This is a genomic window from Hymenobacter sp. HDW8, assembly GCF_011305775.1.
Classification (GTDB): Bacteria; Bacteroidota; Bacteroidia; order Cytophagales; family Hymenobacteraceae; genus Hymenobacter; species Hymenobacter radiodurans.
In genome coordinates, this window is sequence record NZ_CP049907.1 from 3,100,241 (window position 1) to 3,121,100 (window position 20,860).

19 protein-coding genes and 1 pseudogene are annotated in these 20,860 nt (G+C 53.8%); 8 read left to right on the top strand and 12 right to left on the bottom strand.

What is annotated here, in order from left to right:
- Nucleotides 1-204 precede the first annotated feature (204 nt).
- Together G7064_RS13150 and G7064_RS13155 are read left to right on the top strand one after the other, a co-directional pair.
- A complete protein-coding gene (locus G7064_RS13150; RefSeq protein WP_166073943.1) occupies nt 205-591 on the top strand; it encodes a winged helix-turn-helix transcriptional regulator in 387 nt (128 codons plus the stop codon).
- A gap of 89 nt (nt 592-680) precedes the next feature.
- Entirely contained in the window at nt 681-1,424 is a 744-nt protein-coding gene (locus G7064_RS13155) for an alpha/beta fold hydrolase (RefSeq protein WP_166073944.1), read from the top strand.
- 191 nt (nt 1,425-1,615) lie between these two features.
- Here G7064_RS13155 and G7064_RS13160 read toward each other — a convergent pair whose 3' ends face one another.
- Both G7064_RS13160 and G7064_RS13165 read right to left on the bottom strand, forming a co-directional pair.
- Nucleotides 1,616-4,051 carry a penicillin acylase family protein gene (locus tag G7064_RS13160; RefSeq protein ID WP_166073945.1) on the bottom strand — a complete coding sequence of 812 codons (2,436 nt, stop codon included), beginning with the start codon at nt 4,049-4,051 and terminating at the stop codon, nt 1,616-1,618.
- A 197-nt stretch (nt 4,052-4,248) separates the two neighbouring features.
- Nucleotides 4,249-5,091 (bottom strand): septal ring lytic transglycosylase RlpA family protein, encoded by an 843-nt coding sequence (locus G7064_RS13165; protein WP_166073946.1) that lies wholly within the window; start codon nt 5,089-5,091, stop codon nt 4,249-4,251.
- Nucleotides 5,092-5,440: 349 nt separating this feature from the next.
- Here G7064_RS13165 and G7064_RS13170 point away from each other — a divergent pair, with 349 nt between their 5' ends.
- The gene (locus G7064_RS13170; RefSeq protein ID WP_166073947.1) at nt 5,441-6,355 is read left to right on the top strand and encodes a DUF72 domain-containing protein; all 915 of its coding nucleotides are present in this window, start codon (nt 5,441-5,443) and stop codon (nt 6,353-6,355) included.
- A gap of 41 nt (nt 6,356-6,396) precedes the next feature.
- Here the strand turns inward: G7064_RS13170 and G7064_RS13175 are convergent, their stop codons facing one another.
- The 4 genes from G7064_RS13175 to G7064_RS13190 are packed head-to-tail and all read right to left on the bottom strand — an operon-like array spanning nt 6,397 to nt 9,148.
- Nucleotides 6,397-7,131, bottom strand: coding sequence for a DUF2807 domain-containing protein (locus tag G7064_RS13175; protein WP_166073948.1), 735 nt, complete (start codon nt 7,129-7,131; stop codon nt 6,397-6,399).
- Between the two features lie 2 nt (nt 7,132-7,133).
- A complete protein-coding gene (locus G7064_RS13180; protein ID WP_133274341.1) occupies nt 7,134-7,517 on the bottom strand; it encodes a GntR family transcriptional regulator in 384 nt (127 codons plus the stop codon).
- A 16-nt stretch (nt 7,518-7,533) separates the two neighbouring features.
- Nucleotides 7,534-8,310 (bottom strand): hypothetical protein, encoded by a 777-nt coding sequence (locus G7064_RS13185; protein ID WP_166073949.1) that lies wholly within the window; start codon nt 8,308-8,310, stop codon nt 7,534-7,536.
- The gene (locus G7064_RS13190) at nt 8,294-9,148 is read right to left on the bottom strand and encodes an ATP-binding cassette domain-containing protein (protein WP_133274339.1); all 855 of its coding nucleotides are present in this window, start codon (nt 9,146-9,148) and stop codon (nt 8,294-8,296) included. The genes G7064_RS13185 and G7064_RS13190 overlap by 17 nt, the downstream gene beginning before the upstream one ends.
- A 319-nt stretch (nt 9,149-9,467) precedes the next feature.
- On the opposite strand from G7064_RS13190, the gene G7064_RS13195 reads away from it, so the two are divergent.
- Complete coding sequence (locus tag G7064_RS13195) at nt 9,468-11,627, top strand: matrixin family metalloprotease (RefSeq protein ID WP_166073951.1); 2,160 nt, start codon at nt 9,468-9,470, stop codon at nt 11,625-11,627.
- Nucleotides 11,628-11,702: 75 nt separating this feature from the next.
- Here G7064_RS13195 and G7064_RS13200 read toward each other — a convergent pair whose 3' ends face one another.
- Nucleotides 11,703-12,650, bottom strand: a complete 948-nt coding sequence (locus G7064_RS13200; RefSeq protein WP_133274770.1) for a 3-oxoacyl-ACP synthase III family protein — start codon at nt 12,648-12,650, stop codon at nt 11,703-11,705.
- Nucleotides 12,651-12,810: 160 nt separating this feature from the next.
- Here G7064_RS13200 and G7064_RS13205 point away from each other — a divergent pair, with 160 nt between their 5' ends.
- A complete protein-coding gene (locus G7064_RS13205; RefSeq protein WP_166073952.1) occupies nt 12,811-13,404 on the top strand; it encodes a hypothetical protein in 594 nt (197 codons plus the stop codon).
- A gap of 13 nt (nt 13,405-13,417) precedes the next feature.
- On the opposite strand, the gene G7064_RS13210 is transcribed toward G7064_RS13205, so the two are convergent.
- Nucleotides 13,418-14,425 (bottom strand): DUF3667 domain-containing protein, encoded by a 1,008-nt coding sequence (locus G7064_RS13210; RefSeq protein WP_166073953.1) that lies wholly within the window; start codon nt 14,423-14,425, stop codon nt 13,418-13,420.
- Between the two features lie 157 nt (nt 14,426-14,582).
- On the bottom strand, nt 14,583-15,311 hold the full coding sequence (locus G7064_RS13215; RefSeq protein WP_166073954.1) for a head GIN domain-containing protein: 729 nt from the start codon (nt 15,309-15,311) through the stop codon (nt 14,583-14,585).
- Between the two features lie 190 nt (nt 15,312-15,501).
- Between G7064_RS13215 and G7064_RS13220 the strand changes: the two genes are divergently transcribed.
- Together G7064_RS13220 and arfB are read left to right on the top strand one after the other, a co-directional pair.
- Complete coding sequence (locus G7064_RS13220) at nt 15,502-15,933, top strand: hypothetical protein (RefSeq protein ID WP_166073955.1); 432 nt, start codon at nt 15,502-15,504, stop codon at nt 15,931-15,933.
- Nucleotides 15,934-15,976: 43 nt separating this feature from the next.
- The gene (gene arfB / locus G7064_RS13225; RefSeq protein WP_166073956.1) at nt 15,977-16,381 is read left to right on the top strand and encodes an alternative ribosome rescue aminoacyl-tRNA hydrolase ArfB; all 405 of its coding nucleotides are present in this window, start codon (nt 15,977-15,979) and stop codon (nt 16,379-16,381) included.
- 30 nt (nt 16,382-16,411) lie between these two features.
- On the opposite strand, the gene G7064_RS13230 is transcribed toward arfB, so the two are convergent.
- From G7064_RS13230 to mgtE, 3 genes and pseudogenes are all read right to left on the bottom strand, one after another.
- A complete protein-coding gene (locus tag G7064_RS13230; protein WP_166073957.1) occupies nt 16,412-17,170 on the bottom strand; it encodes a hypothetical protein in 759 nt (252 codons plus the stop codon).
- A gap of 45 nt (nt 17,171-17,215) precedes the next feature.
- A complete protein-coding gene (locus tag G7064_RS13235; RefSeq protein ID WP_133274329.1) occupies nt 17,216-18,127 on the bottom strand; it encodes a CorA family divalent cation transporter in 912 nt (303 codons plus the stop codon).
- Nucleotides 18,128-18,215: 88 nt separating this feature from the next.
- Nucleotides 18,216-19,597: pseudogene (gene mgtE / locus G7064_RS13240) on the bottom strand (magnesium transporter).
- A 365-nt stretch (nt 19,598-19,962) separates the two neighbouring features.
- On the opposite strand from mgtE, the gene G7064_RS13245 reads away from it, so the two are divergent.
- The gene (locus G7064_RS13245; protein WP_166073958.1) at nt 19,963-20,769 is read left to right on the top strand and encodes a cyanophycinase; all 807 of its coding nucleotides are present in this window, start codon (nt 19,963-19,965) and stop codon (nt 20,767-20,769) included.
- Nucleotides 20,770-20,860: the final 91 nt, after the last annotated feature.

The following is a 20,860-nucleotide window of genomic DNA, read 5'->3' on the forward strand; positions in this document are numbered from 1 at the left end:
TTCGCCCACTTGGCGCGTCTTGCCAAACCACTTGGTGGCGGTAATGGTTAATCGGCCGCCTGCTTTATGGGGACGCAAAGACTTCCTTTCCGCCTATTGGCGGTGCTTGCAAAGGTCTCGTCAATAGGATACATTTGTCAAGTAGGTACCATAAAGTAATGCAGGTACCTATTAGAAACTATAGTTGATAATCAATAACTTAAAATGATAGCAACGCCAAAGAATGCGCCGATATGCCCAATTACGGCAGCACTTGATGTACTGGGGGGCAAATGGAAGGTGTTTATTCTCTCGTACTTGGCGGAGCACGGCACCTTGCGCTTTGGCGAGCTGAAACGCCTCATTCCGAGAGTAACACAGAAGATGCTGGCCCAGCAGCTCAAAGAGTTGGAGGAAGCAGGCCTCGTCAATCGGCGCGTGTATGCGCAGGTGCCGCCTAAGGTAGAATATCGCCTGACTGCCCACGGCGAAACCCTATGTCCAGTGTTACACTCCCTGCGCGAGTGGGGTAATCTGCACCGTGAGGCGCTGGGCTTAGGCGAAGCGCCCTGCGCAGAAGCAACATCAGACGCGTTGTCAGTGGCCGGCTAACCCATGGACGGCTAGAGTTTGTGGGGGGCTTTTCTGACCATTCCGCGGCGGGTTTGCGTAGGTAGGCTACACGTGTCAACCTCCTCCTTATGCCCTCGTCTGCCGCCCCTGCTTTTATTTGTTTGCATTACTGGGCTGGTTCGGGGCGAGAGTGGGCCGCAGTAGCCGCCGAACTGGCTCCTGACTACGCCTGCCTGACTCCCGATTTAGGTGGATTTGGAAGTGCTCCGGCTCCGGTGGGTGGCTACTCAGTGCAGGCATATGCCGAAGCCATAGCCGCCTACATACGGGAACAAGGGGTTCGTACTTATATTCTGGTTGGGCATAGTATGGGGGGCAAAATTGCTCTTGCCTTGGCCGCTCAGCAGCCCGTCGGCTTGCGCGGATTGGCCTTACTCTCGCCCTCGCCGCCTTCCCCTGAGCCTATGACGGATGAAGAGCGTACCACGTCCTTACACGCCTACGGCAACCCGCAGGCGGCCGTCCGTACGCTAGCTCACATTACGGCCCGGCCGCTGCCAGAGGATACGAAAGCACAAGTCATCGAAGATAATCTGCGCACTACGCGCGCGGCCTGGGACGCGTGGCTCCTGCACGGTAGCCGCGAAAATATTCTGGCTCAAATGCCCCTTATTACGGTACCAGCCGTTGTGCTGGCCGGCGACGCCGATGCGGTAATGTCAACGTCGTTGCATGGTCTTGAAACGCTACCACATTTGCCCCCCAATACGCCTTTGGAAATAATAGGTGGGGCTGGCCACTTGCTGCCGCTGGAAGCCCCGCAGGAAGTAGCCACGCTTTTGCGGGAGTTTGCGGAGTCGCTGGCGCGCTAGGCTTCAAACGGTCTAATAGCTGATGCTGAAACCTTGATAACGGAATAGGGGCGGTCATGCAGAGGCGGAGCCGAAGCACCTCGTTCGCGCCGTTAGATAACTACTTCTGCGTCAGCACGCGAGATGCTCCACTGTTGCTCGACATGACGTTCGGGTTTATATGATGTAGCCGTCTTCTACGGTTGGCTAAATCATGGCTTTAGAGCTAAGCCAGCTTTTACGCGCGGGTTTTTCTCATCGGGCTTTTGCAGGAAAATCAACTCGTTTAGCTCGCCTTTTCGCCAGGTTTCGATCATGTCATCATAGTGGGCTGAGCCAGGGTTGCCGCTTTGGCCCCCGGGAAATACGCCGAAGGCTTTCACTTGGGGGCCAAGGGCAACCACCATGCGCCAAGAGGGGCCGTTGCGCTCCGAAATAGCATTGACGATGGCTGCGCCGCCGCCTACTTCTAGGTCCATTCGGCCGAACCCTTTGAGTTGGGCCAGATGCAAAATGTCGGTGCTTTTTTGGTTGGCCCAACGCCAAGACGGACCTTGGGGGCCAAATTTCCGTTGCAGTGAGTCGGTGGCAAACTGTAGGGACGCCTGCACCAATTGGGTCAGGGTTTCCCGCTGAGGCGTGCGCCGGTCGTCGATCCAGCGACTGGTATCTTGCAATAAGATTAGATTATTAGTCCGGTCGCGGGGCGGATAGCTCATCTCTAAGCCCGTGGCTGCGGCCCCAAAATCATCATCCCAGAGGCGCTTTACTAAGTTGCTGTACCAGAGGCTGAATACGCTGGGCGCAATGGCATCGGCGTCGTAGAAATAATTCCAGCGCTGCATGGTCTCGTATGTTGAGCGCTGGGCGGCAGTTAGTTGCTGGGGCTGCACCAAAGCCAGCAGGCGCGGCAGCATCAGCTGAGCATTCAGGTTTAGATTGTCGAGCTGCAAAAGACGCAAACTGTCAGTCGTAGCACTCTGCATAGCGCTCAGGCGCTCATTTATGCGGTGGCCCCGCTCCCAAGTGCCAAACGACCACCCCAAGTAGTAAGGATAATCGGGCCCCGCCGGAAACTGGTTGGCTGAGCTAACGAAGCCCCGCGCCGGGTTGCGCACATGAGGGTTGTGGGCCGGCGGAATCCACCCTTGCCAGTCGTGGGCCGGGTTAGTGCCATCGAGGATAAACTTGCCTTGATCGGCCCATTTCAGCGGAAACTTGCCATTGGGCCAAATAGCAATATCGTTTTGAGCACTGGCAAAGATGAAGTTTTGGGCCGGAGAGGCAAAAAAGGGAATGGCCGCGGTGTAGTCGGCGTAATTTCGGGCCCGATTCAAGCCATAGAGTGCTTTTACCTCGTTGCCGCCTTCGTGGGCAGTCCACCGTAAGGCATGTCGAATGGGTGTTTGCTTGTTAAAAACCTTCTCGTCGTGATCATACACCACGGGGCCATGGTGGGTATAGAGTACCGTGTCGAGGCGGTCAGGCAGGCCGCGCACCTTGATGCGCTCTATCACCCGGCGCACCGGCTTCCAGCGGCCGTCGTGCCAGTACTCGCGCTTTGCGTTGTCTTTGAATTTGAGCTGATACCAGTCGAGCACATCAGCGCCCACATTGGTTACGCCCCACGCTACCTGCTGATTAAAGCCAATAATAACTAAGGGCGAACCCGGAATAGTAACGCCATACACATTCACGCCGGGCGCCACCAACTGAATCTGATACCAGATGCTGGGCAGATTTAGCTGTAAGTGCGGGTCATTGGCCAAAATAGGAAAGCCCGTTGCCGATTTAGCGCTGCTTACCGCAAAGTTATTGGATCCCAACTCAGGATCTGGCTCCCGCGTGGGTACTTTATCCGACATGGCGGCTCCAAATATGGGCGGCTTAGGGGGCGTCGGAACTGGCGTAAAATCCAGGGGGCTGCCAACTGGCACAATGGGGTCCTCGCGGGTCGGATAGCTGGGAAAAAGGTCGTTGGTAATGGCCGGGCCGTACTTATTCAATGCATTAGAAAGTCGTAAGTCGTCGGAGCGGCCACTGAGGTCCCAGGCCATGAGCTTGAGCAGTAATGCACATTTCAGGGGCTTCCAGGGCTCGGGTTTGTAATCCAGTAGCTTGTATTCGAATGGTAGGTCTTTGGTCGACAGGCTACTGATATAGGCGTTCACACCGGCCGAATACGCCTCCAGCACCATGCGTGTGGTAGGGTCGGCTAGCATCACATCCAGCGACTTCTGGGCCCCAAACGGCAAACCCATGCGCCGCTGAAACCGGTCATACTCAAGGGCTTTCGCGCCTACTATTTCCGAAATACGGCCGGCTGCTACGTGGGTCTGAAACTCCATTTGCCAGAGCCGGTCGCGGGCCGTGAGGTAGCCTTGAGCGAGGTAAAGGTCGTGGTCGTTTTGGGCAAAGACGTGAGGCACACGTCGGTCGTCGAAGCGCACTTGCACGGGCGCTTGCAGGCCAGATAAAGTTAGTTCCTGCTGCTCATTTGCCTCCGTAGCGGATTCCGCGTTTTGCCAAAAGCCTACAAAAGGGCTTAGAAACTTGCCAAAAGGCGGCAGGTCGCCCTGCTTGCTGTTGAGTACCCAAGTAAGCGTAACACTGACCAGCAGTGCCAACAAGGCCTTTATCCAAGCCATAAAGAATGGTAGAAATCGGGTGAAAAAGCCCCCCAGCAGGTTGGCAAGTGCCGTTAAGTTATAGTGATGCGCTCACATAACAACGCTTACTCTTCGTTAACCAACCTATGCCCAAAAATTTGCCCCCGCTCACACGAAAAAGCCCGAACCTCTGCTAAAGCAGAAAGTTCGGGCTTTTAGAGTAGAGAAGTAAAGACTTATCGGCCTGCGGCTACTGCGTGCGCGGCAGGCTCGATGGGTACCTGAATCTGGCGGACCAAACCGGTAATCCCACGCTGCTGCAATTGCCGACGCACGGCATCAGCGGCTTTGCGGTCGGCGAATTGGCCTACGACCACGCGGTTGAGAGCTTTGCCATTCACGGTTTCGGGCGTCACCGTTACCACTAGCTTGTTGTTGATTGACTGAATCTTGATAAGCTGGTTCTGAGCATTCAGGGCGCTACCGAAGGTGCCGGTTTGTACTACATAGGCCGCCGTTGAGGCGGGAAGCGTAGCAGGTACCGACGTTTCGGTGGTGGCCACTACGGGCATTTCCGGGTCAATCGTATCGTTGAGAATCTCGGCTAGGTCTTCGGGGGCATCCGTGGGGCCAAGGGGCGTCGTTTCGGGGACTACTTCGGCCACTACCGAAATGGCACCTTGCTGAATAATACCCAGCGGGCGGGCGGCAATCTCAGCTAAATCGAGAATTCGCTGGTGGCGGAATGGGCCACGGTCGGTAACGCGTACTACTACTGATTTGCCGTTTTGGGGGTTGGTTACGCGTAAGCGGGTGTTGAAGGGAAGCGTCTTGTGAGCGGCGGTGTACTTGTTGCGGTCAAATCGCTCGCCACTGCTGGTGGGTAAGCCTTGATGTTGGATGCCGTACCACGAGGCCCGGCCGCGTAACACGACAACTTTTTTGCGAGTGGTAGCTGTGGGAGCCTTATCGTCGTCGCTGAGCCGGGTGGCAAATGCAGTTTGGGGGAAGGCTAAAGGCAAGGTCAGGAGCAGAGCAAACAGCCAACCGGCAAGAGGTAATCGGAGGGATCGAATCACACTTTTAGACAATTGGTAAACAGCCAAAACTAGAGCGCCACTTTTTGGCGGAGAGTCAATTCCACCGGCGGTAGCTGTTTCCAAGTATAATAAATTATATTTTTTGAATAAAACTTGTACGAAAATAATTTGTACTTCCTGTAGCAAAAGGCGCTTTTGTGTTTCAGAAAGATGCCCTTAGTATTATTAAAAGAAGGCTCAGGAGGGCTAAAAAGAATGATATTATTTGATTGGTACAAAATTTTGTCATTGGCCTGTTGAGCATGTTCAAAGCCGTGTTGCAAAAGTCCTCGAATTTTGTTACTGGAATAACCTACTTCCTGCCGCGAGATTTGCCGTACTTTGCTCTATGGATTTTGGCCGCCTTTCCGACCTGCGCGGCGTGGATTTCACGCTTCCTCCCGACCACCCCGAAACGGCTACGTTGCTGGCGCGTGCGCAAGCCACAGCGCCACCTCAGCCCGCCGTGTACGTGGGGTGTCCCATCTGGACGAACAAAGCTTGGCTTGGCTCTTACTTCCCGGCAGGCATCAAGGACAGTGACTACCTGCACCACTACGCCCGGCAGTTCAATAGCATTGAGTTGAACACCACGCACTACCGCATCCCCGACGCGCCCACCGTGCGCAAGTGGCGCGATGCGGTGCCGCCGGGCTTCAAGTTTTGCCCCAAGATGCCCCAAAGCATCACCCACGAGCGGGAGCTATACAACGCTGATGAGCTGACCACTTCCTTTTGCCGGGCTATCAGCGGGCTGGAAGAACATTTGGGGCCAGCCTTCCTACAATTGCCCCCCACGTTCGGACCGGAGCACATGCGCCGCCTAGAGCGCTACCTGCTCGATTTTCCAGCCTATGTGCCGCTGGCCGTGGAATTGCGCCACCCGCGGTGGTTTGCCGATACGGGCGTGCGCGACACGGTTTTTGCCTTGCTAGAAGCGCTGAACAAGACGCTGGTAATTACCGACGTAGCCGGTCGCCGCGACGTGCTCCACCAGCGTCTGACCACGCCCACGGCCTTCATCCGCTTCAACGGCCACGGCCTCGGCAACAGCGACTACCGCCGCGCCGATGTTTGGGCTGAGCGCCTGGCCGGCTGGCTGAGCGCTGGCTTGCACACGGCTTACATATTTATTCACCAGAAGGATATTATGCACTCGCCTATCTGGACGCAGTATTTTCTGGAGAAGCTACGCACGCTAACGGGCCTCGAAATTGCCCCCCCGAAGATTATTGTCCAGCCTGTGCAGGGAAGTTTGTTTTAAGCAAGAGCCAGCCAATCAATTTCGGCTGGCTCTTGCTTCAACTACTTATCTAAGCGGGTTAAGGCAGCCAGTGCAGATCCCGAAATTGTCGCTTTCGTGCTATCCGCAAATTGATAGCGTAGCTTGGGAATAGACACATTGTCTAACACGAGTTGGCTCTTATTGCGAATATCGAAGCTGGCCGACGCAATTTGGTTGCCTGGCATCACATAAAAGGCTGAGCTGCTGCGTGAGCTTAGTCCGGCCACTACATGCAGTTGTCTGAAGGCATTGCCAATTAGCTTCACCGAACTAGCATTGTCCTGCTGAATGCGTAGGCTGTCTTGGTCGAACCCTGCTACCGTGACAGCATAGCTTGACGGTGACGCCTTATCGGTGGTGAGTTTGCCTTTTACTGAGTACATAGCATTAGTAGCCAAGCTACTAAGTCGCGGACAGCTGATCATCACCGCGTAAGAGGGTCCTGCATACTCCCTTTCTTCGGGAAATATGGCGTCGAGGCGCAGGCGCTTGCCAATCTGCTTTACCTGCACATACTCGGCCGCATCGTTGCGCACCCACACTGCGTACGGGCCCGCCGAAACTTTCACGTTGAGAATATGGGCTGGGTTTACCTCCAACGCCTCAAAATCCTGAAAGCTTAAGGCTGTGAAGTTCTTATAAGGATCTTTATAGGCGCCTTTATTATACTCTTTTTTTAAGGCCATATTATAAGCCGCCAGCGAAGCGAGCAGGAATACCAAAGCCGTCAGAGCTATTTTATTGCTGGTTTTCATAATTACTTCTCAGTGGGTGCGTAATGCTCACGCTTAAATTGCTCGTACCTATTTTGTAATTCATCCAGGCTAATATCTAGGAGAAAAACATTGCGGAAAAAATCAGGTAATTCCTGCTGCAGAAAGTGCTCCTTGCGGTAGCGTTTTACTTTTTCAATAGCGTCGGGAGCTACAAAAAAGCCAATGCCACGCTTATTGTAGAGTACTTCCTGATTTTGCAAAAATTCGTATGTGCGCATCACAGTGTTGGGATTAACTTGTAGCTCACCAGCTAAGTCGCGTACCGAAGGGATTTTGTCGTCGGAGGGCCATTTTTCCAGTAAAATATTTTCACCTACATAGCTGGCTATTTGCAGGTAAATGGCTTCATTATCTTTGAACTCCATGGATTTGTTCCCCCTATTAAATTTGCTTTTCCTTTATTCGGACATAAGCAGTTGTCCAGAAAAAGAACGCTAATATGATGGGCACTAGAATAATAAGCTGTTGCTGCTGCTGGGGTAGTTCCAGAGAATACATCTCTTTGTCGGCTTGCAAGAACACATCAGCGAAAGGCATAGCCATTTTTAAGTCCTGCGTAAAAAGCGTCTTCAAAATTTGAAAATTCAGCACAGCCATAATTCCCAAACCCAGAAAAAATAAGAAAGCAGTTTTAATAAATTGTATTTTGGTAAAGAAAATTGCCCCCCAGATAGCTACTGCGTGTATAAAAGCATATATAATATAGGTTTTTAAGCCTTGCTGATCCGGGGAGAAAACGTTTAGTATTTCTTTTTCCTGCCCATACCATTCGTCGAGGCTTACAACTAGTGCTGTTACTAAATAAAAGCTAGCAGTAAAGACAATTAAGAATATTATAAAGGAATATACCCACCCCACCAAGTATTTTTCGAAATGGGATGCAGGAAGGCTAAGAGCTGCAATTGCTTGGTTTTTGTTTCCTAAATTAGAGAATATGGTGCTAGTGAAAATAAATCCCGCCCCGAATAAAAACAGCATAAAAAATATATCCTGCATTCTGGCATTTAGGGGAGGGCCGGATATGTAGGCAATAAATCCCATAATCAACATCATCACTCCTATTAATACACCCGTTGATAGTAAGTACTGATTCAAATATTCAGCGGAGTGTTTTCGGAATAGCTGTCCGAAGCGTTGGGCGTTAAAATGATTTTTCATACGTCGGCTGGGCTAAATATTGGAGGACCGTTGGATTACCGCTGGTAAGTGAATTGAAGAGTACTTCTAAGTCTACCCGGCTGTAGCGCCCGTCGGTGTTGGGCAAAATGACCTGCTGGCCGCGTACCGACTTTTCCGCATACAGCACATCAAGGCCATCAGTAGTAGAATGAGTGGCGAAAGTGAGTCGCTCGGCCACCTGATCTAGCTCCTGATTCAGCACGATTTTGCGGTCGTGCAGCACTACTACCGTATCAATGAGGCTATCGAGGTCGCGCACTTGATGGGTAGAGATAATCATGCAGCGGTCTTCGGTAAGAGCGGAAGCCATAATCTTGCGAAACTGCACTTTGGAAGGAATGTCGAGGCCATTCGTAGGCTCATCCATTACCAGCAGCCCCGTATTGGTAGCCAGACTAAACGCAATCATGAACTTCTTCTGCTGACCAAAGGAGAGTCGGTCTAAAATTGCCCCCCGCGGCACTTCAAACTCTTGCAGATACCGTTGTAGCTCGGCCTCTTGAAACCGAGGGTAGAAGCAGGCAGTGTGCTTCACAAACTGCTCGACGGAAAGTGCAGGTACAAATATTTCTTCGGGCAGAAAATACAGGTCTTCAAGCACCGATGGAAGTCGCTTGGCTGCCGGCTGACCGTTGATCTGGCAGGAACCCGCTTGCGGGAAAGCCAAGCCAATCATGTTCTTAAGGAGAGTAGACTTGCCAGCGCCGTTCTTTCCTAATAGCCCATAAATGTGTCCTCGTGATAAGGATAGGCTTAGATTCTCGAAAAGTAAATGCTTTTTGGAGTATCCAAAACTCATATTGTTTACATGAACCATAAGAAGTCTGTCTTAGTGTATTACATATCTAGTACACTGTAAATGTACTTGAGTATTTGTCTTTTCAAATACTTTTAAATAAATGTTTCTTATGATGCTGATTGGCCAGTAAGTGCTCGCATTTTTAGGCTGGCTTCGAACATTATTCAAGCCTTGTTACTTGGTTTCTTTCTCAGCTTCAGCTACCAGATACACTTAGCCCGTAGGTAAAGCGTTTTCGCTCCGCGCAGGCTAGAGAGCATCTACCAATGCAGGCCGAAAGCCGTATCTTGGAACACAACACACTATTGTCAGCGCTTTTCGTCCCCGTTGCTTCGGTATGAAATTATCGTCTTCTCTACAGCTGGCCCTTGGGCTGGTCTTTTCTGTTGTCATAACCCCGGCTATTGCCCAAACCGTGAGCGTGGAGCCTGAAAGCCATTGCTTGATGCTACCCCTCGACCCAACGAGTAGGGCGCAGGCCTCAGCACTGGTGGTAGAAGGGGAAGTGCTGGATGCCCGCAGCTTCTGGGATGCCCGCCACCGCCGCATTTATACCGCGCATCGGGTGCGTGTTTTCAAAGTATTTAAGGGTGCCGCCGCCGCCGAGCTAACTGTTATTACGGAAGGCGGCACCGTAGACCTGAGTCGGCAGGAGCTGACGAATACGCTGCGTTTGTTTCCGGGCGAGCAGGGCGTGCTGTTCTTGTATCCGGCCCCGTTTTCTGGTATTGAGTCGGCAGGCCAGGCATGGACGGCCTACGGCAGCGAGCAAGGCTTCATTCGCTACGATCTGACGAAAGCTTCGGCTTCGGAGCCTTTTCGGCAGTATCCGCTGGTAAGCCAAAGCTTTTATGCTGACTTGAAGCTGACCACGGGTCAGTCGACGTTGGAAGTGAGCGCTAACCCAATATTGGCTGCAGCGCAGGCCCAGCGGGCGCGGCCGGCCGTAGCGGCTAAGGGTACGGCACCAGTCGTGTCTGGTGTTACCCCGCTCCTCATTACGGCCGGTACCAACTCCGTGCTAACTATCACCGGGTCTGGCTTTGGCGCCACACGCGGTACCGGCTTTGTCTCTTTTCTGAATGCTGATGATGGGGGCGAAACTCGGACCCGTGCCAAAGCATCGGACTACATCAGCTGGTCCGATACCCGGATTCAGGTACGTGTGCCTTCCAACGGCACGGTGCCTTCTCTGCCTAACAGCAGCGACCCCGAGCGCAGCGCCCCCGCTGGCACCGGCCCCGTGCGCGTGACATCGGCTGAACAGCTAGAAGGCACAAGCGGCGTTCCGATAACAGTATTGTATGCCGTGAGCAATGTGGAAACAGACGGAACCGGCGAAATTGTCCGGCCGGGCCATATCAATCAAAATGGAAAGGGAGGATACACGCTCCGCCTCGAGTCGGGCCTGGCTGGCAACGCGGCGGCGGTGGCTGCTTTCCGCCGGGCTTTGGCTACTTGGCGCTGTCAAACCGGTATGAACTGGGAAATTGGCGCTAACAGCACGAAGCGCGGCTCGGATGAGGACTCAGAGAATGTTATCGGTTTTGACTTTGGCACCGGCGATACACAGCTACCTACGCGCGTATTGGGCCGTACCACCAGTTATTACGAAGGCTGCCGCATAGGAAATGGGCCCGTTTATTTCTGGGTTTCAGAGATTGATATGCAATTGGATACTGAAACCGCTTGGCAGTATGGACCAGGAAATCCTTCTACCAACCAGATTGACTTCGAATCGGTGGTAGTACACGAGCTGGGACACGCGCAGCAACTCTCCCACGTAATTCTGCCGGCCGCCGTGATGCATTACGCGGTAGCGCGGGGGCAGCAAAGTCGGCAGATAAATCCGGTAAGCGATATAGCTGGGGGGCGTTTATTGCTGCGCACCCGCAGCTTTGTTCCGCCCGCGTGCGGTAGCGTAACGCCCATGCTGCCCGCACCCCTAACCAGCGTAGACGCCAACGCCCTAGCGGGCATCGGTAACCAGGTCAACTGGACTACACAGGATGAGTGTTTCCTGCGCGAATTTGTTATTGAACGCGCCGTTGATACAACTGCTTGGCAACCATTGGCTACCGTGCAGCCCGGCAGCACCGGGGGCCAGTACACGTATATAGATGCTAATCCGCTGCCGGGACGCTCGTTCTACCGCCTGCGCGTGCGCCGCCCCGATAACAGCCTCGACAACACGCAGCCACGGGCAGTTACGGCGCTGGCCGGTGGCCCGGTGGTGGAGGGTTTACAGCTTTTCCCTAATCCATTGGATGAAGGACCGGCCAGCTTGCTGTACATAGGAGCTGCCACCGGCCAGCTCACCCTCGATATTTATGATGCCGTAGGGCGGAGGCGTCGTACGGAGCAAGTCAACTATCAATCGGGCCGGCCTTTTTTCCTCACCCTCACCGATCTGCGGTCAGGATGGTACATCGTGCGCTGGCGCGACCAGACGGGTAAAACGGGCTCACTCAATTTCGTGCGCTCCACAAACGAATAAAACGAATAAAGCCAATAAAAAGCCCCCAGTAATCTTCTGGGGGCTTTTTATTGGCTTTTTCAGATTGGCTTTGCTCTAGCGCTCCAGCAGCATAGCTCCGTATGAATAGCCACCGCCAAAAACGGTAATGATAATTCGCTCGCCGGGCTGCAGGCGCGGGTGATAGTCGGCGAGGGCAATGGCGGCACCCGCGCAACCGGTGTTGCCCAGGTCCTGAATGTTAGAAATGGCGCGCTCCGGGGGTAAGCCTAGTGCCTGCACCACATTCTTGGTGATGCGCAGGTTGGCCTGATGCGGAATGAGGTATGTCACATCATTGACTTCCAGCTTATTGTGCTCCAACACCTCGCTTGTAACGCGGGCCATATACTGACAAGCGTGCGTGAACACGTCGCGGCCGTGCGGCATCACGATGCCTTTTTCTACAGGTTTGAGTGTCACGGCGGTATCGGCTTTGCCTACATGAGCAGCACCACCGGTTCTCACGTCTACTATGCGCAAGTCGCTTTCTGCTAAGCGCTCCTTACTAATGAGCAGGGCTGCCGCCCCATCGCCCCACAGGTGACCAGCTATGGTATCTTCTTCGTTGTTGTAGGCCGTGTTGTGCTCCGATACGATTACTAAAGCCCTAGTGGCTTTATTCATAGCAAAATAACCCTCCACAATTTCCACGGCATTCAGCAATGAAGAGCAGGCGGAGGAAATACTAACTACCGGAATGTCGGCAACACCCAACTCACGCTGCACGGCATGGGCTAAAGTATAAATGGTGTCGTGGGGCGTGTAGGTGGCGCCTACAATGAGGTCGATACTATCGGCGGCAATAGCGGGCACCGCCGCCAACACGCGACGCGTGACCTCGGTGGCCATGGTGTTGGTATTTTCGCCAGGCGCAGCCTTGCGCCGCTCCCGGATGCCGGTGCGCTCAATAATCCAGTCGTGGGAGAGGCCGTTTAGGCGGGTAAAATGCTCGTTGGTAATAACCTTGGTGGGCACATACGCCGCTACCTGATGAATGTACACGGGTGGGGTGGGGCTGAATGAGGGCAGTAAATGAGGCTGCAAGTTACGGCGCTGCCAGAGAATGCGCCATCAAATGACGTGATGGCTCGTACTTTGTACCCTCATTTAACGTTCAAACAGCCTTCAAGTCTCGGAGTTACGCCGCTATAGTAATAAGATTATGATATTTTCCTTTGGTACACGCATGGTTTTCACGGGTTTACTGCTACTGCTGAGCTTAGCTGCCAGCGCCCAGAAATACCGCACCGCCGCGGGCCTGCGTGTCGGCAGAGACAACTTTGGCGTAACGGTGCAGCAAAAAATATTTGAACGAACCACACTGGAAGGCATCGGGCTGATAGGTACCCGCGAGGTAAGCGCCACACTGCTGGCCGAGCAACACTTTGGTTTGCTGGGCAAAAGCCTGAACTATTACCTCGGCGGCGGTGCCCATATTGGCACCCAAAAAGACAACGGTGGCTTTGGCGGCTTCGATGCCATTGCGGGCGTGGAATACAAAATTGCTTTCGTGCCCGTGGTACTTTCCCTGGATATCAAGCCCAGTGTTGAAATCAGCAGCGATGACTGGTTCCGGTTTCCGGCGGCTTTGTCGGTGCGCTATATTCTGATTAAAGACAAAAAAGAGGGCTTCCTGAATGGCGTCTTCGGGGATGGCGACGACCGCGACGACCGTCGGCGGCAGCGCGAGCGCGAGCAGAAAAAGCGCGACCGTAACAAAGACGACTCGCCCCGCCGGGGCCTGTTCGACTTCTAGAAAAAGCCCCCCGCTACAGCGTAAACACGCTGATCAGGGCTGATACTATCATAGAAATGCTTAATACCAAGCCGTAGGCTGCCATCATCAGGAGCACTTTGGCGAGGGTTTTAAGCCACGGCTGTCCGAAGTTGTTGCGTAGCGCCAAGTAAAAATACACGGCTGGCAGGAAGAAGAGCACCGGCTCAAACCAGTCGCTCATATGCAGATAGCCAAGCAGCAGATTCACGATGAACAGCACAAACACGAAGCTGTGAAAGTGAATAGAGAAAATGAGGTGAGCCAAGTAGTACTGGTGCTGCCGCCGGTATAGCCCCTTCAGGAGTAAGGCAAATAGCGGCATGAGCACAAACATGACCGTAGGCAGCATCCGAATCCACTTGTTCGTGATTTCGTCGGGGCTGGCATTGAGCGACCGAATGGTTTGGCGTAGCGCAAAGCGGCGCATGGTGGTCGGCTCTGCTCCGCGGCTGCGGATGGCCGAATCGAGGCGCGCGGGGGTTGGGTCTTTGCTTAAGGTAAGAAGCTCCGCCTGACTAAAATTCAAGTTGAGGGCCGAAGTCAGCGGAGAGTCGGACGAATCAGCCTCATATACTTGAAACTTGGTTGACTCAGGAGCGTTGGCGCGCACAGAATCAGCAACTTCTTGCACGCTTTTCATCTTCAACAGCCTACTAGTGGGCTCTTTACTAACCGTGCCCATGCTCAGGGACAGCAAAAAGAAAAAGACGAAGCTCAGAAAGACGTACAACCGAATAGGTGGAACGTACGGCATTCGTTTTCCTTCCAAAAACCGCTTGGTAAGCTCACCAGGCTTGAAAAGCAACAGCTTAGCCGTGCGAAACACCTTCCCGTCGAAGTGAAATAGGCCTTCCAGCGTTTCTTCCAACACATGCCCGGCCGAGAGGCTAAGCTCATGATTCTGCTGGCCGCAGCGGGGACAAAATTCGTTGGGCAGGTCGGGAGGGAAGCTGTAGTGGCAATTGGCACAAGCCGGAAGTTTGGTAGCAGTATGAGCCATAAGCAAACAAATAAACGATTGGGCCGCAAGCCACGGAAAACGCGGGCACAAGTACGAGCTTTTAATTTAGCCCTCTATATAGCTTCGTTGAATTTTACGCAATAAAAAAGCCCCCAGAAGATTGCTGGGGGCTTTTTTATTGCGTGACGAAAGATATTTAGCTGCTGCGTACACGGCCGCTGCCCGCCGTGGAGGCATTTATCTGCGGCTTGCCGGTCACGTACACATTGCCGGAGCCAGCTAGGCTGGCGTCGAGCGTTTTGGTGACTTCGATGCGGCAGTTGCCCGAGCCGCTGATGGTCACGCGGCAGGTTTCGCTGCGCATGTTGGGGGCATTTACCTGACCTGAGCCGCTAATGCTTACTTCGTGGCGTGGGCTGGTGCCCGACATGGTGATTTCGCCCGAACCCGATACCGACGACTTTAAGCGGTTGGCTTGCACGCGGCCCAGCTTCATGTGGCCCGAGCCGCTCACGGAAAGTTGCAGCTCGTTGCCCTGAATGGGGTCGGTGGTGGTCATATTGCCCGAGCCGCTTACGCCCAAAGCCTCAATGGTAGGCATGGTCACGTAGACGGTGACCGGCCGTTTGAAGCTGTACGACGACCAGCTGAGGCCCCCCGTCTTCTTTTCCTGTTTGGCGCCTACGCGCAGCTTGCCGTTGGTTACGGTCGTTTCTATGTGTGAAAGGTCTTCGGGCGAAGCCTCAACTTCTACCTTCTGCGTGCTGCCCTGCCGTAATACGATGTTGAAAGAGCCCGCCAGATTAAGCTGCGTAAAGGCCGGCACACTACGCACTTCGCGCTCAGCAGTTGGCGCCAGACGGAAAGCCGACAGCACAAATAGAGCGGCCAGCAGGGGAAGAAAGAACAAGCGTAGGTTTTTCATGGCACTCAGAATAAGTGAAAGGTTAGGAATCAACTATAAGATGGGGAAGATTTATCAACCGTTGCCTGCCTCTCAGACTTTATGAATGGAAGTATAAGTTATTATAAAAAAGCCCCCAGAGCTTGAATAAGTGACTGGCGCTGGAGAAAAGCGTCACGGTTTAGCGCGGCGGCACGTACCTTGGGCTACGATGTCACTGAAGCTGCTTGTCCTACTCAATTTCGCCTTGGCGGCCTACCTCACGGGTCTTATCTGGACGGTGCAGCTGGTGCATTATCCCAGCTTTGCCTTTGTGGCGGCTGATAAATTTGTGGCGTTTCATCGGACGCATTCTTCGCGCATGGGCTGGGTGGTAATGGCCCCGATGGTGGCCGAACTGGGGCTGGCAGCGTGGCTGGCTTGGCAGGGGCGGGCGCTGGGAAGCAGTGTGTGGTGGAGCCTAGCGCTGGTGGTCTTTATCTGGGCGGTAACGTTCTTTGTCTCCGTACCTTTTCACAACCGCCTCGCCCAAGGCTTCGATTATATTGCCATCGATGGACTAGTGCGTACCAACTGGCTGCGTACGTTAGCCTGGACGGCGCGCTGCTCATTGCTCGGCTATATGCTCTGGCGCTTACTATAGGCGTAATTTTGCAGTTTTTGCTTTCTAATTTTTACTAGAATTAATGCTTCCGCCCGCCGAATATTTCTGGCCCGAGTTACAAGTGCAAACCAGCCGCAGCAGCGGGCCTGGGGGGCAAAATGTCAATAAAGTAGAGTCGCGGGTGGAACTGCGGTGGCAGGTATCGTCTTCCCATCTTGTCAGCGACGAGCAGAAGGAGTTGTTGCTCCAAAAGCTAGCCTCGCAGCTCACCACCGAAGGCTACCTGCTGGTAACGGCTCAGGAAGACCGTAGCCAGCTGCGCAATAAGGAAATTGCGCTCCAGAAATTTCACGATTTGCTCAAGCGGGCTTTGCACAAGCCCAAAGCCCGCAAAGCCACTAAGCCCAGCAAAGGCGCCGTGCGCAAACGCTTAGAAACCAAGAAAAAGCACAGCGAGAAGAAAGCCAATCGGCGGCTGGATTTGTAGAGGCAATGGTCGTTTATGACTCGGCAGTCTCTAATTTAAGTCCAAGCCAAACAGCACCCCAAACCAGGGCTTGCGCTGGTATATCCAGTGCTGGCCATCAGGGCCTAGTAATTGATCGGCTCCGATGGCTAGGCCCAAATTAAAGATGCGGGCATCATAAATAGCTGCGGCTCCCACGTGCACCACAAAGCCTTCATATTCGGCCACACGTGTCTGCTGATTCGTGACGTCAGGATTGATAGTAGAGGAACCCAACCCAGTGAACAAGCCATATCCTAAGCCAACAGTCCGAACCTGCGGCTCTTGCTTTCCATTTAAGTGCTGCCGGCTATTGACATGATAAAAATCTAGCCGACGGCCATAATAAACTGCCGCGTTGAAGTTGGTATTAAGCTGTAAGGGCAACGCTCCTTGGGGTGGACGAGCCTTAAAAGGAATTGTAAAGACGTCTAAGTCAAACTTACTGTCTAGCAGAATGACGTGCTGCCCGCGGCGCAATGGATAGCTAAGACGGCGCGGGCTATGCGTTGCAGCCTCGTTGTCATCTTTGGGCTGCGACAGGAATCTTAAGGAATCCTGCACCTGCTCCACATATACAGCGCGCTCGTTCCCAATGGCAGCAGCCAAGGCCGGGTCGTTTGTACGAAAAAGCTGGTAGTCGCCAGATGCAAGAGTGGGTAATGTTCCTACCGCAACGCAACCTGTAAAAAGCCCCCCACTCGCTAGCAAGCCTGCCAACAATAGGAGACAGAAACGTAGTTTGCGGTGCCGGCTATTAAAACGCAGCATATTCTTTCAGTTGACATTTTACAACTTCTGGGGATGGAAGCTAAGCTAAATCCAGCCCTTTCGCTTAAACCAAAAGTAGATGCCAACGGAAATGAACACCATGGCCGCCATGGCCCCCGGATAGCCCATTTTCCAGGTCAGCTCGGGCATGTACTCGAAGTTCATTCCATAGACACCGGCAATAAAGGTTAAGGGCAGGAAAAAGGCCGAAAACACCGTGAGTACGCGCATGGCCTCATTTGTGCGCTGCGACGACAACGACAGGTACAGGTTCATGAGGTTGGTGGCAGCCCCATCGAGTTGCTGATAGAGCGTTTCTACTTTCACCTGCAGATCCTGGGTGTCTTGCAGCAGGGTGCTATCGGTGCTAGCAGACTGTCGCCGCAGCATGGTCAGAATGTCGCGGGTGAGGAGAAGGAGCTGCTTCGCGGCCGAGGCCTTGCGTTTGAGAAAGTAGAGGCCCTGCAGCGCGTTGGGGACTTCCTTTTTCAAAAATATTTCTGCCTCATAATCGTCCAGCTCCTTCGTGAGCGTGAGGGCAGGCTGCACGTAGCTATTGAGGGCATAGCGAACGAGGTGAATGGCTATTTCGGAGGGTGAGTTGCACTCCCGGCCGGGCGCACGGGCTACCTTTTTTAATTCGCTCAGCACGGGGTGCGGCAGCCGGTGCACGGTAATCAGATAGTCGGCGGCGTAGAAAACGGCAATCTTGGTGCTTAGCTCCTGAATGGTATCGGCCTCGCTATTCTCGGGCGTGATGAATACCCTTAAAATGACAAAGTTTAGGCCGTTAGTAGCTTCAAACTTAGGTAAGTGCGTGGGCTCCAAACAGTCGCGCACCAGCGAGTCGGGAAGCTGGTACTGCTCCGCTACGGCTTGCAGTTCCGCTACGGCAGGATTAGTAATATCGAGCCAGGCAAAAAGGCTTTCTTGCTGGGTAAGAAGATGTTCTGTCATAAGCCATAGAAAGTAACCGGCACGCTGCCTCGGCTAACGTACGGTGCGGCTGTTGGGTACGGTTACTTTCCGGCGGGCTAAAGTTGGACTACAGCAGCGTGCCGCTCAGGAATAGCAGGGCAAACGAGAAGTAAATCACTAGCCCGGTCACATCGACCAGCGTAGCTACAAAAGGGGCCGATGAAGTAGCTGGGTCGGCACCGAGGCGCTTGAGCAGCAACGGTAGCATAGAGCCGCACAAGGACCCCCACAACACGATGCCGACCAGCGAAAAACCAACCGTAAGCCCAATTTGCCAGTAATATTCGCCGTATTCATTAGGATACAGGCGCGACCACAACAAGATACGCAACAGGCCAACCACTCCCAAAATGCCCCCAGCATCAGGCCAGTAGCCAGTTCGCGCCGCATCACGCGCCACCATTCACCCAGGTTCAACTCACCCAGCGACATGGCCCGGATAATAAGCGAAGTAGCTTGGGAGCCCGCGTTGCCGCCCGCACTGATGATGAGCGGAATGAACAGCGCCAGCACTACAGCTTTGGCTATCTCTTCCTCAAAGTAGCCCATGGCCGTGGCCGTAAACATCTCCCCAATCAGCAGAATTACGAGCCAGCCGGCGCGTTTGCGCACCATGCCCAGCAGCGGAATACTGAGATACGGCTCGTCCAGAGCCTGCGAGCCACCAAGCTTCTGGATGTCTTCGGTGTCTTCCTCTTCTCGAATATCCAGAATGTCATCGATAGTCACGATGCCAAAGAGCACGCCTTCATCATTGACGACAGGAAGCGCCACCCGGTCATTTTTGCGAAACACCTCAATGGCTTCTTCTTGATCCTGCATGGTTTGGAGGTGCACGAAGCGCCGATCCATAAGCTCACTCACGCGCTTACTAGGGTCGGCCAGCAACACCTCCCGGATACTGATATCGTCGATGAGCACACCACGGCCGTCGGTGACGTACAGCAAGTTTATGGTTTCCGATTGCCCCCCGTGCCGCCGAATATAGTCGAGCACTTGCTGCACCGTCCAGCTCTCGCGAATAGCAATATAATCAGGGGTCATCAGGCGGCCCACGCTGTACTCGGGGTAGCCTAGCAGCTCCAGCGTTACCTTGCGCTCTGCCTCCGATAGCGTCTGAATCAGCTCTTTTACGAAGTCATCGGGCAGAAACTCCAGCAGAGCCGTCCGGTCGTCGGGCGACATCTCATTCAGGATATCCGAGATTTTATCTTGACTCAGATTGGCCAGAAAGTGCCGCTGCACGTCTATTTCCAGGTACTCAAACACCTGGGTGGCCAACTGCAAAGGCAGCAGCCGAAAAATAATAAGCTGTTCGCGTTCGTCTTCCTCTTCAATCAGCTCCACCACTTCGGCGGGCTCAAACTTCTTGAGCAGTTCTTTTAATTTAAAAAATTCGCCCTCCTGAATCAGGGACGTAATCTGGTCGGTGGTAGGGTGCTGATTCATGAACTACTAAAGAGGAGTGCTTCGCTAGGCAAGGATGAGTTAGTGAGAATTGGCCTCTCAAAATTAACCTAAAAAAACGGCCTTGCTGTAAACTAGTCGCTAATTTCGAGCGGTAAGAGCTGAACCTGAAAATTGACTGGCGAAGTCGATTCGTGTGGTGCCGAGGATGGCGCTACGCTGGTGGCAGCGTATACTTTTTTGAGTGACACAGTAAAAGGGTTACCATACCATTATCCAGAACGTAGGGAACAAGCGCGGGTGGGTGGCATGCGCCTCTTACCTTCATGCCGCAGCCGTCGATCGACTGGCCTGAAAAAGCCCCCCGGGGCTCTCTATATCCGCTATTTGTTTTTATCCTGCCAATTATGCCCAAAAAATCACCTCTCGGAACGCTAGTAGCCCTGGGCGGCGGCGACGACGACGCCATGCTGGCTATGCTCACTGATATGCTGCCAGCGCCTACTGCTCCGGTCGAGATTGTCACCACGGCCTCCAGCAACCCTGGCCGAAGCAGCCGCGGCTACCAGGATAGTTTGCACGACTTGGGCTGCCGCTCGGTGCATCATTTGCGCATAGACGAACGCCACGCCGCCGATACGGAGGAAAACCTCAGGCGCCTGGAGCGAGCGGCTATGGTTTTCTTTACGGGCGGTGATCAAGAGCGGATTACGGAGTTCTGGCAAAAAACCCGCGCCCTAGCCGTGTTGGCCGACCGTTACCGCCACGATGCGGCCTTTATTGTGGCCGGCACCAGCGCCGGTGCAGCCGTGCTCCCCGATTGTATGATTGTGGAAGGCCATGGTGCCCGCTCGCTCACAAAAGGAGGGCTGCGCACGGCCCCCGGCCTGGGCCTGTTGGGGGAAGTGTACTTGGATCAGCATTTTGCCGAGCGAGGGCGCTTTGGGCGGTTGGCGCACGCGGTGGTGCAGCATCCTACGCGTTTGGGCTTAGGACTAGGGCAGGAAACGGGCATCATTGTGCGGGGCGGCCAAGAAGCGGAAATCTTCGGTGATGGGGTAGTGATGGTGGTGGATGGGCAGCATCTGCATGGCAGCAATTTAGGGCGCATTGGCCGGGGCGAGCCGGTGGCAGGCCAGGACCTGCGCGTGCATGTGCTGGTGAGTGGCCAGCGCCTGAATTTGCACAGCCGGCAAGTTGTAGCTAATCAGTAGACATTATTGCTAATTTGCCCCCCAATATCCAATGAAGGCAAATTGTTCAAAGTTTAGAGCGTCTTGTAAACTACTCGGCACGCCTACTAAT

What these genes read in the sequence shown, in the direction of transcription:
- G7064_RS13230 (WP_166073957.1), bottom strand. Translation starts at nt 17,170, where the DNA reads ATGCTGCGTTTTAATAGCCGGCACCGCAAACTACGTTTCTGTCTCCTA.
- G7064_RS13215 (WP_166073954.1), bottom strand. Translation starts at nt 15,311, where the DNA reads ATGAAAAACCTACGCTTGTTCTTTCTTCCCCTGCTGGCCGCTCTATTT.
- arfB (WP_166073956.1), top strand. Translation starts at nt 15,977, where the DNA reads ATGCTTCCGCCCGCCGAATATTTCTGGCCCGAGTTACAAGTGCAAACC.
- G7064_RS13205 (WP_166073952.1), top strand. Translation starts at nt 12,811, where the DNA reads ATGATATTTTCCTTTGGTACACGCATGGTTTTCACGGGTTTACTGCTA.
- G7064_RS13155 (WP_166073944.1), top strand. Translation starts at nt 681, where the DNA reads ATGCCCTCGTCTGCCGCCCCTGCTTTTATTTGTTTGCATTACTGGGCT.
- G7064_RS13170 (WP_166073947.1), top strand. Translation starts at nt 5,441, where the DNA reads ATGGATTTTGGCCGCCTTTCCGACCTGCGCGGCGTGGATTTCACGCTT.
- G7064_RS13245 (WP_166073958.1), top strand. Translation starts at nt 19,963, where the DNA reads ATGCCCAAAAAATCACCTCTCGGAACGCTAGTAGCCCTGGGCGGCGGC.
- G7064_RS13190 (WP_133274339.1), bottom strand. Translation starts at nt 9,148, where the DNA reads ATGGTTCATGTAAACAATATGAGTTTTGGATACTCCAAAAAGCATTTA.
- G7064_RS13195 (WP_166073951.1), top strand. Translation starts at nt 9,468, where the DNA reads ATGAAATTATCGTCTTCTCTACAGCTGGCCCTTGGGCTGGTCTTTTCT.
- G7064_RS13220 (WP_166073955.1), top strand. Translation starts at nt 15,502, where the DNA reads ATGTCACTGAAGCTGCTTGTCCTACTCAATTTCGCCTTGGCGGCCTAC.
- G7064_RS13150 (WP_166073943.1), top strand. Translation starts at nt 205, where the DNA reads ATGATAGCAACGCCAAAGAATGCGCCGATATGCCCAATTACGGCAGCA.
- G7064_RS13210 (WP_166073953.1), bottom strand. Translation starts at nt 14,425, where the DNA reads ATGGCTCATACTGCTACCAAACTTCCGGCTTGTGCCAATTGCCACTAC.
- G7064_RS13185 (WP_166073949.1), bottom strand. Translation starts at nt 8,310, where the DNA reads ATGAAAAATCATTTTAACGCCCAACGCTTCGGACAGCTATTCCGAAAA.
- G7064_RS13235 (WP_133274329.1), bottom strand. Translation starts at nt 18,127, where the DNA reads ATGACAGAACATCTTCTTACCCAGCAAGAAAGCCTTTTTGCCTGGCTC.
- G7064_RS13160 (WP_166073945.1), bottom strand. Translation starts at nt 4,051, where the DNA reads ATGGCTTGGATAAAGGCCTTGTTGGCACTGCTGGTCAGTGTTACGCTT.
- G7064_RS13175 (WP_166073948.1), bottom strand. Translation starts at nt 7,131, where the DNA reads ATGAAAACCAGCAATAAAATAGCTCTGACGGCTTTGGTATTCCTGCTC.
- G7064_RS13180 (WP_133274341.1), bottom strand. Translation starts at nt 7,517, where the DNA reads ATGGAGTTCAAAGATAATGAAGCCATTTACCTGCAAATAGCCAGCTAT.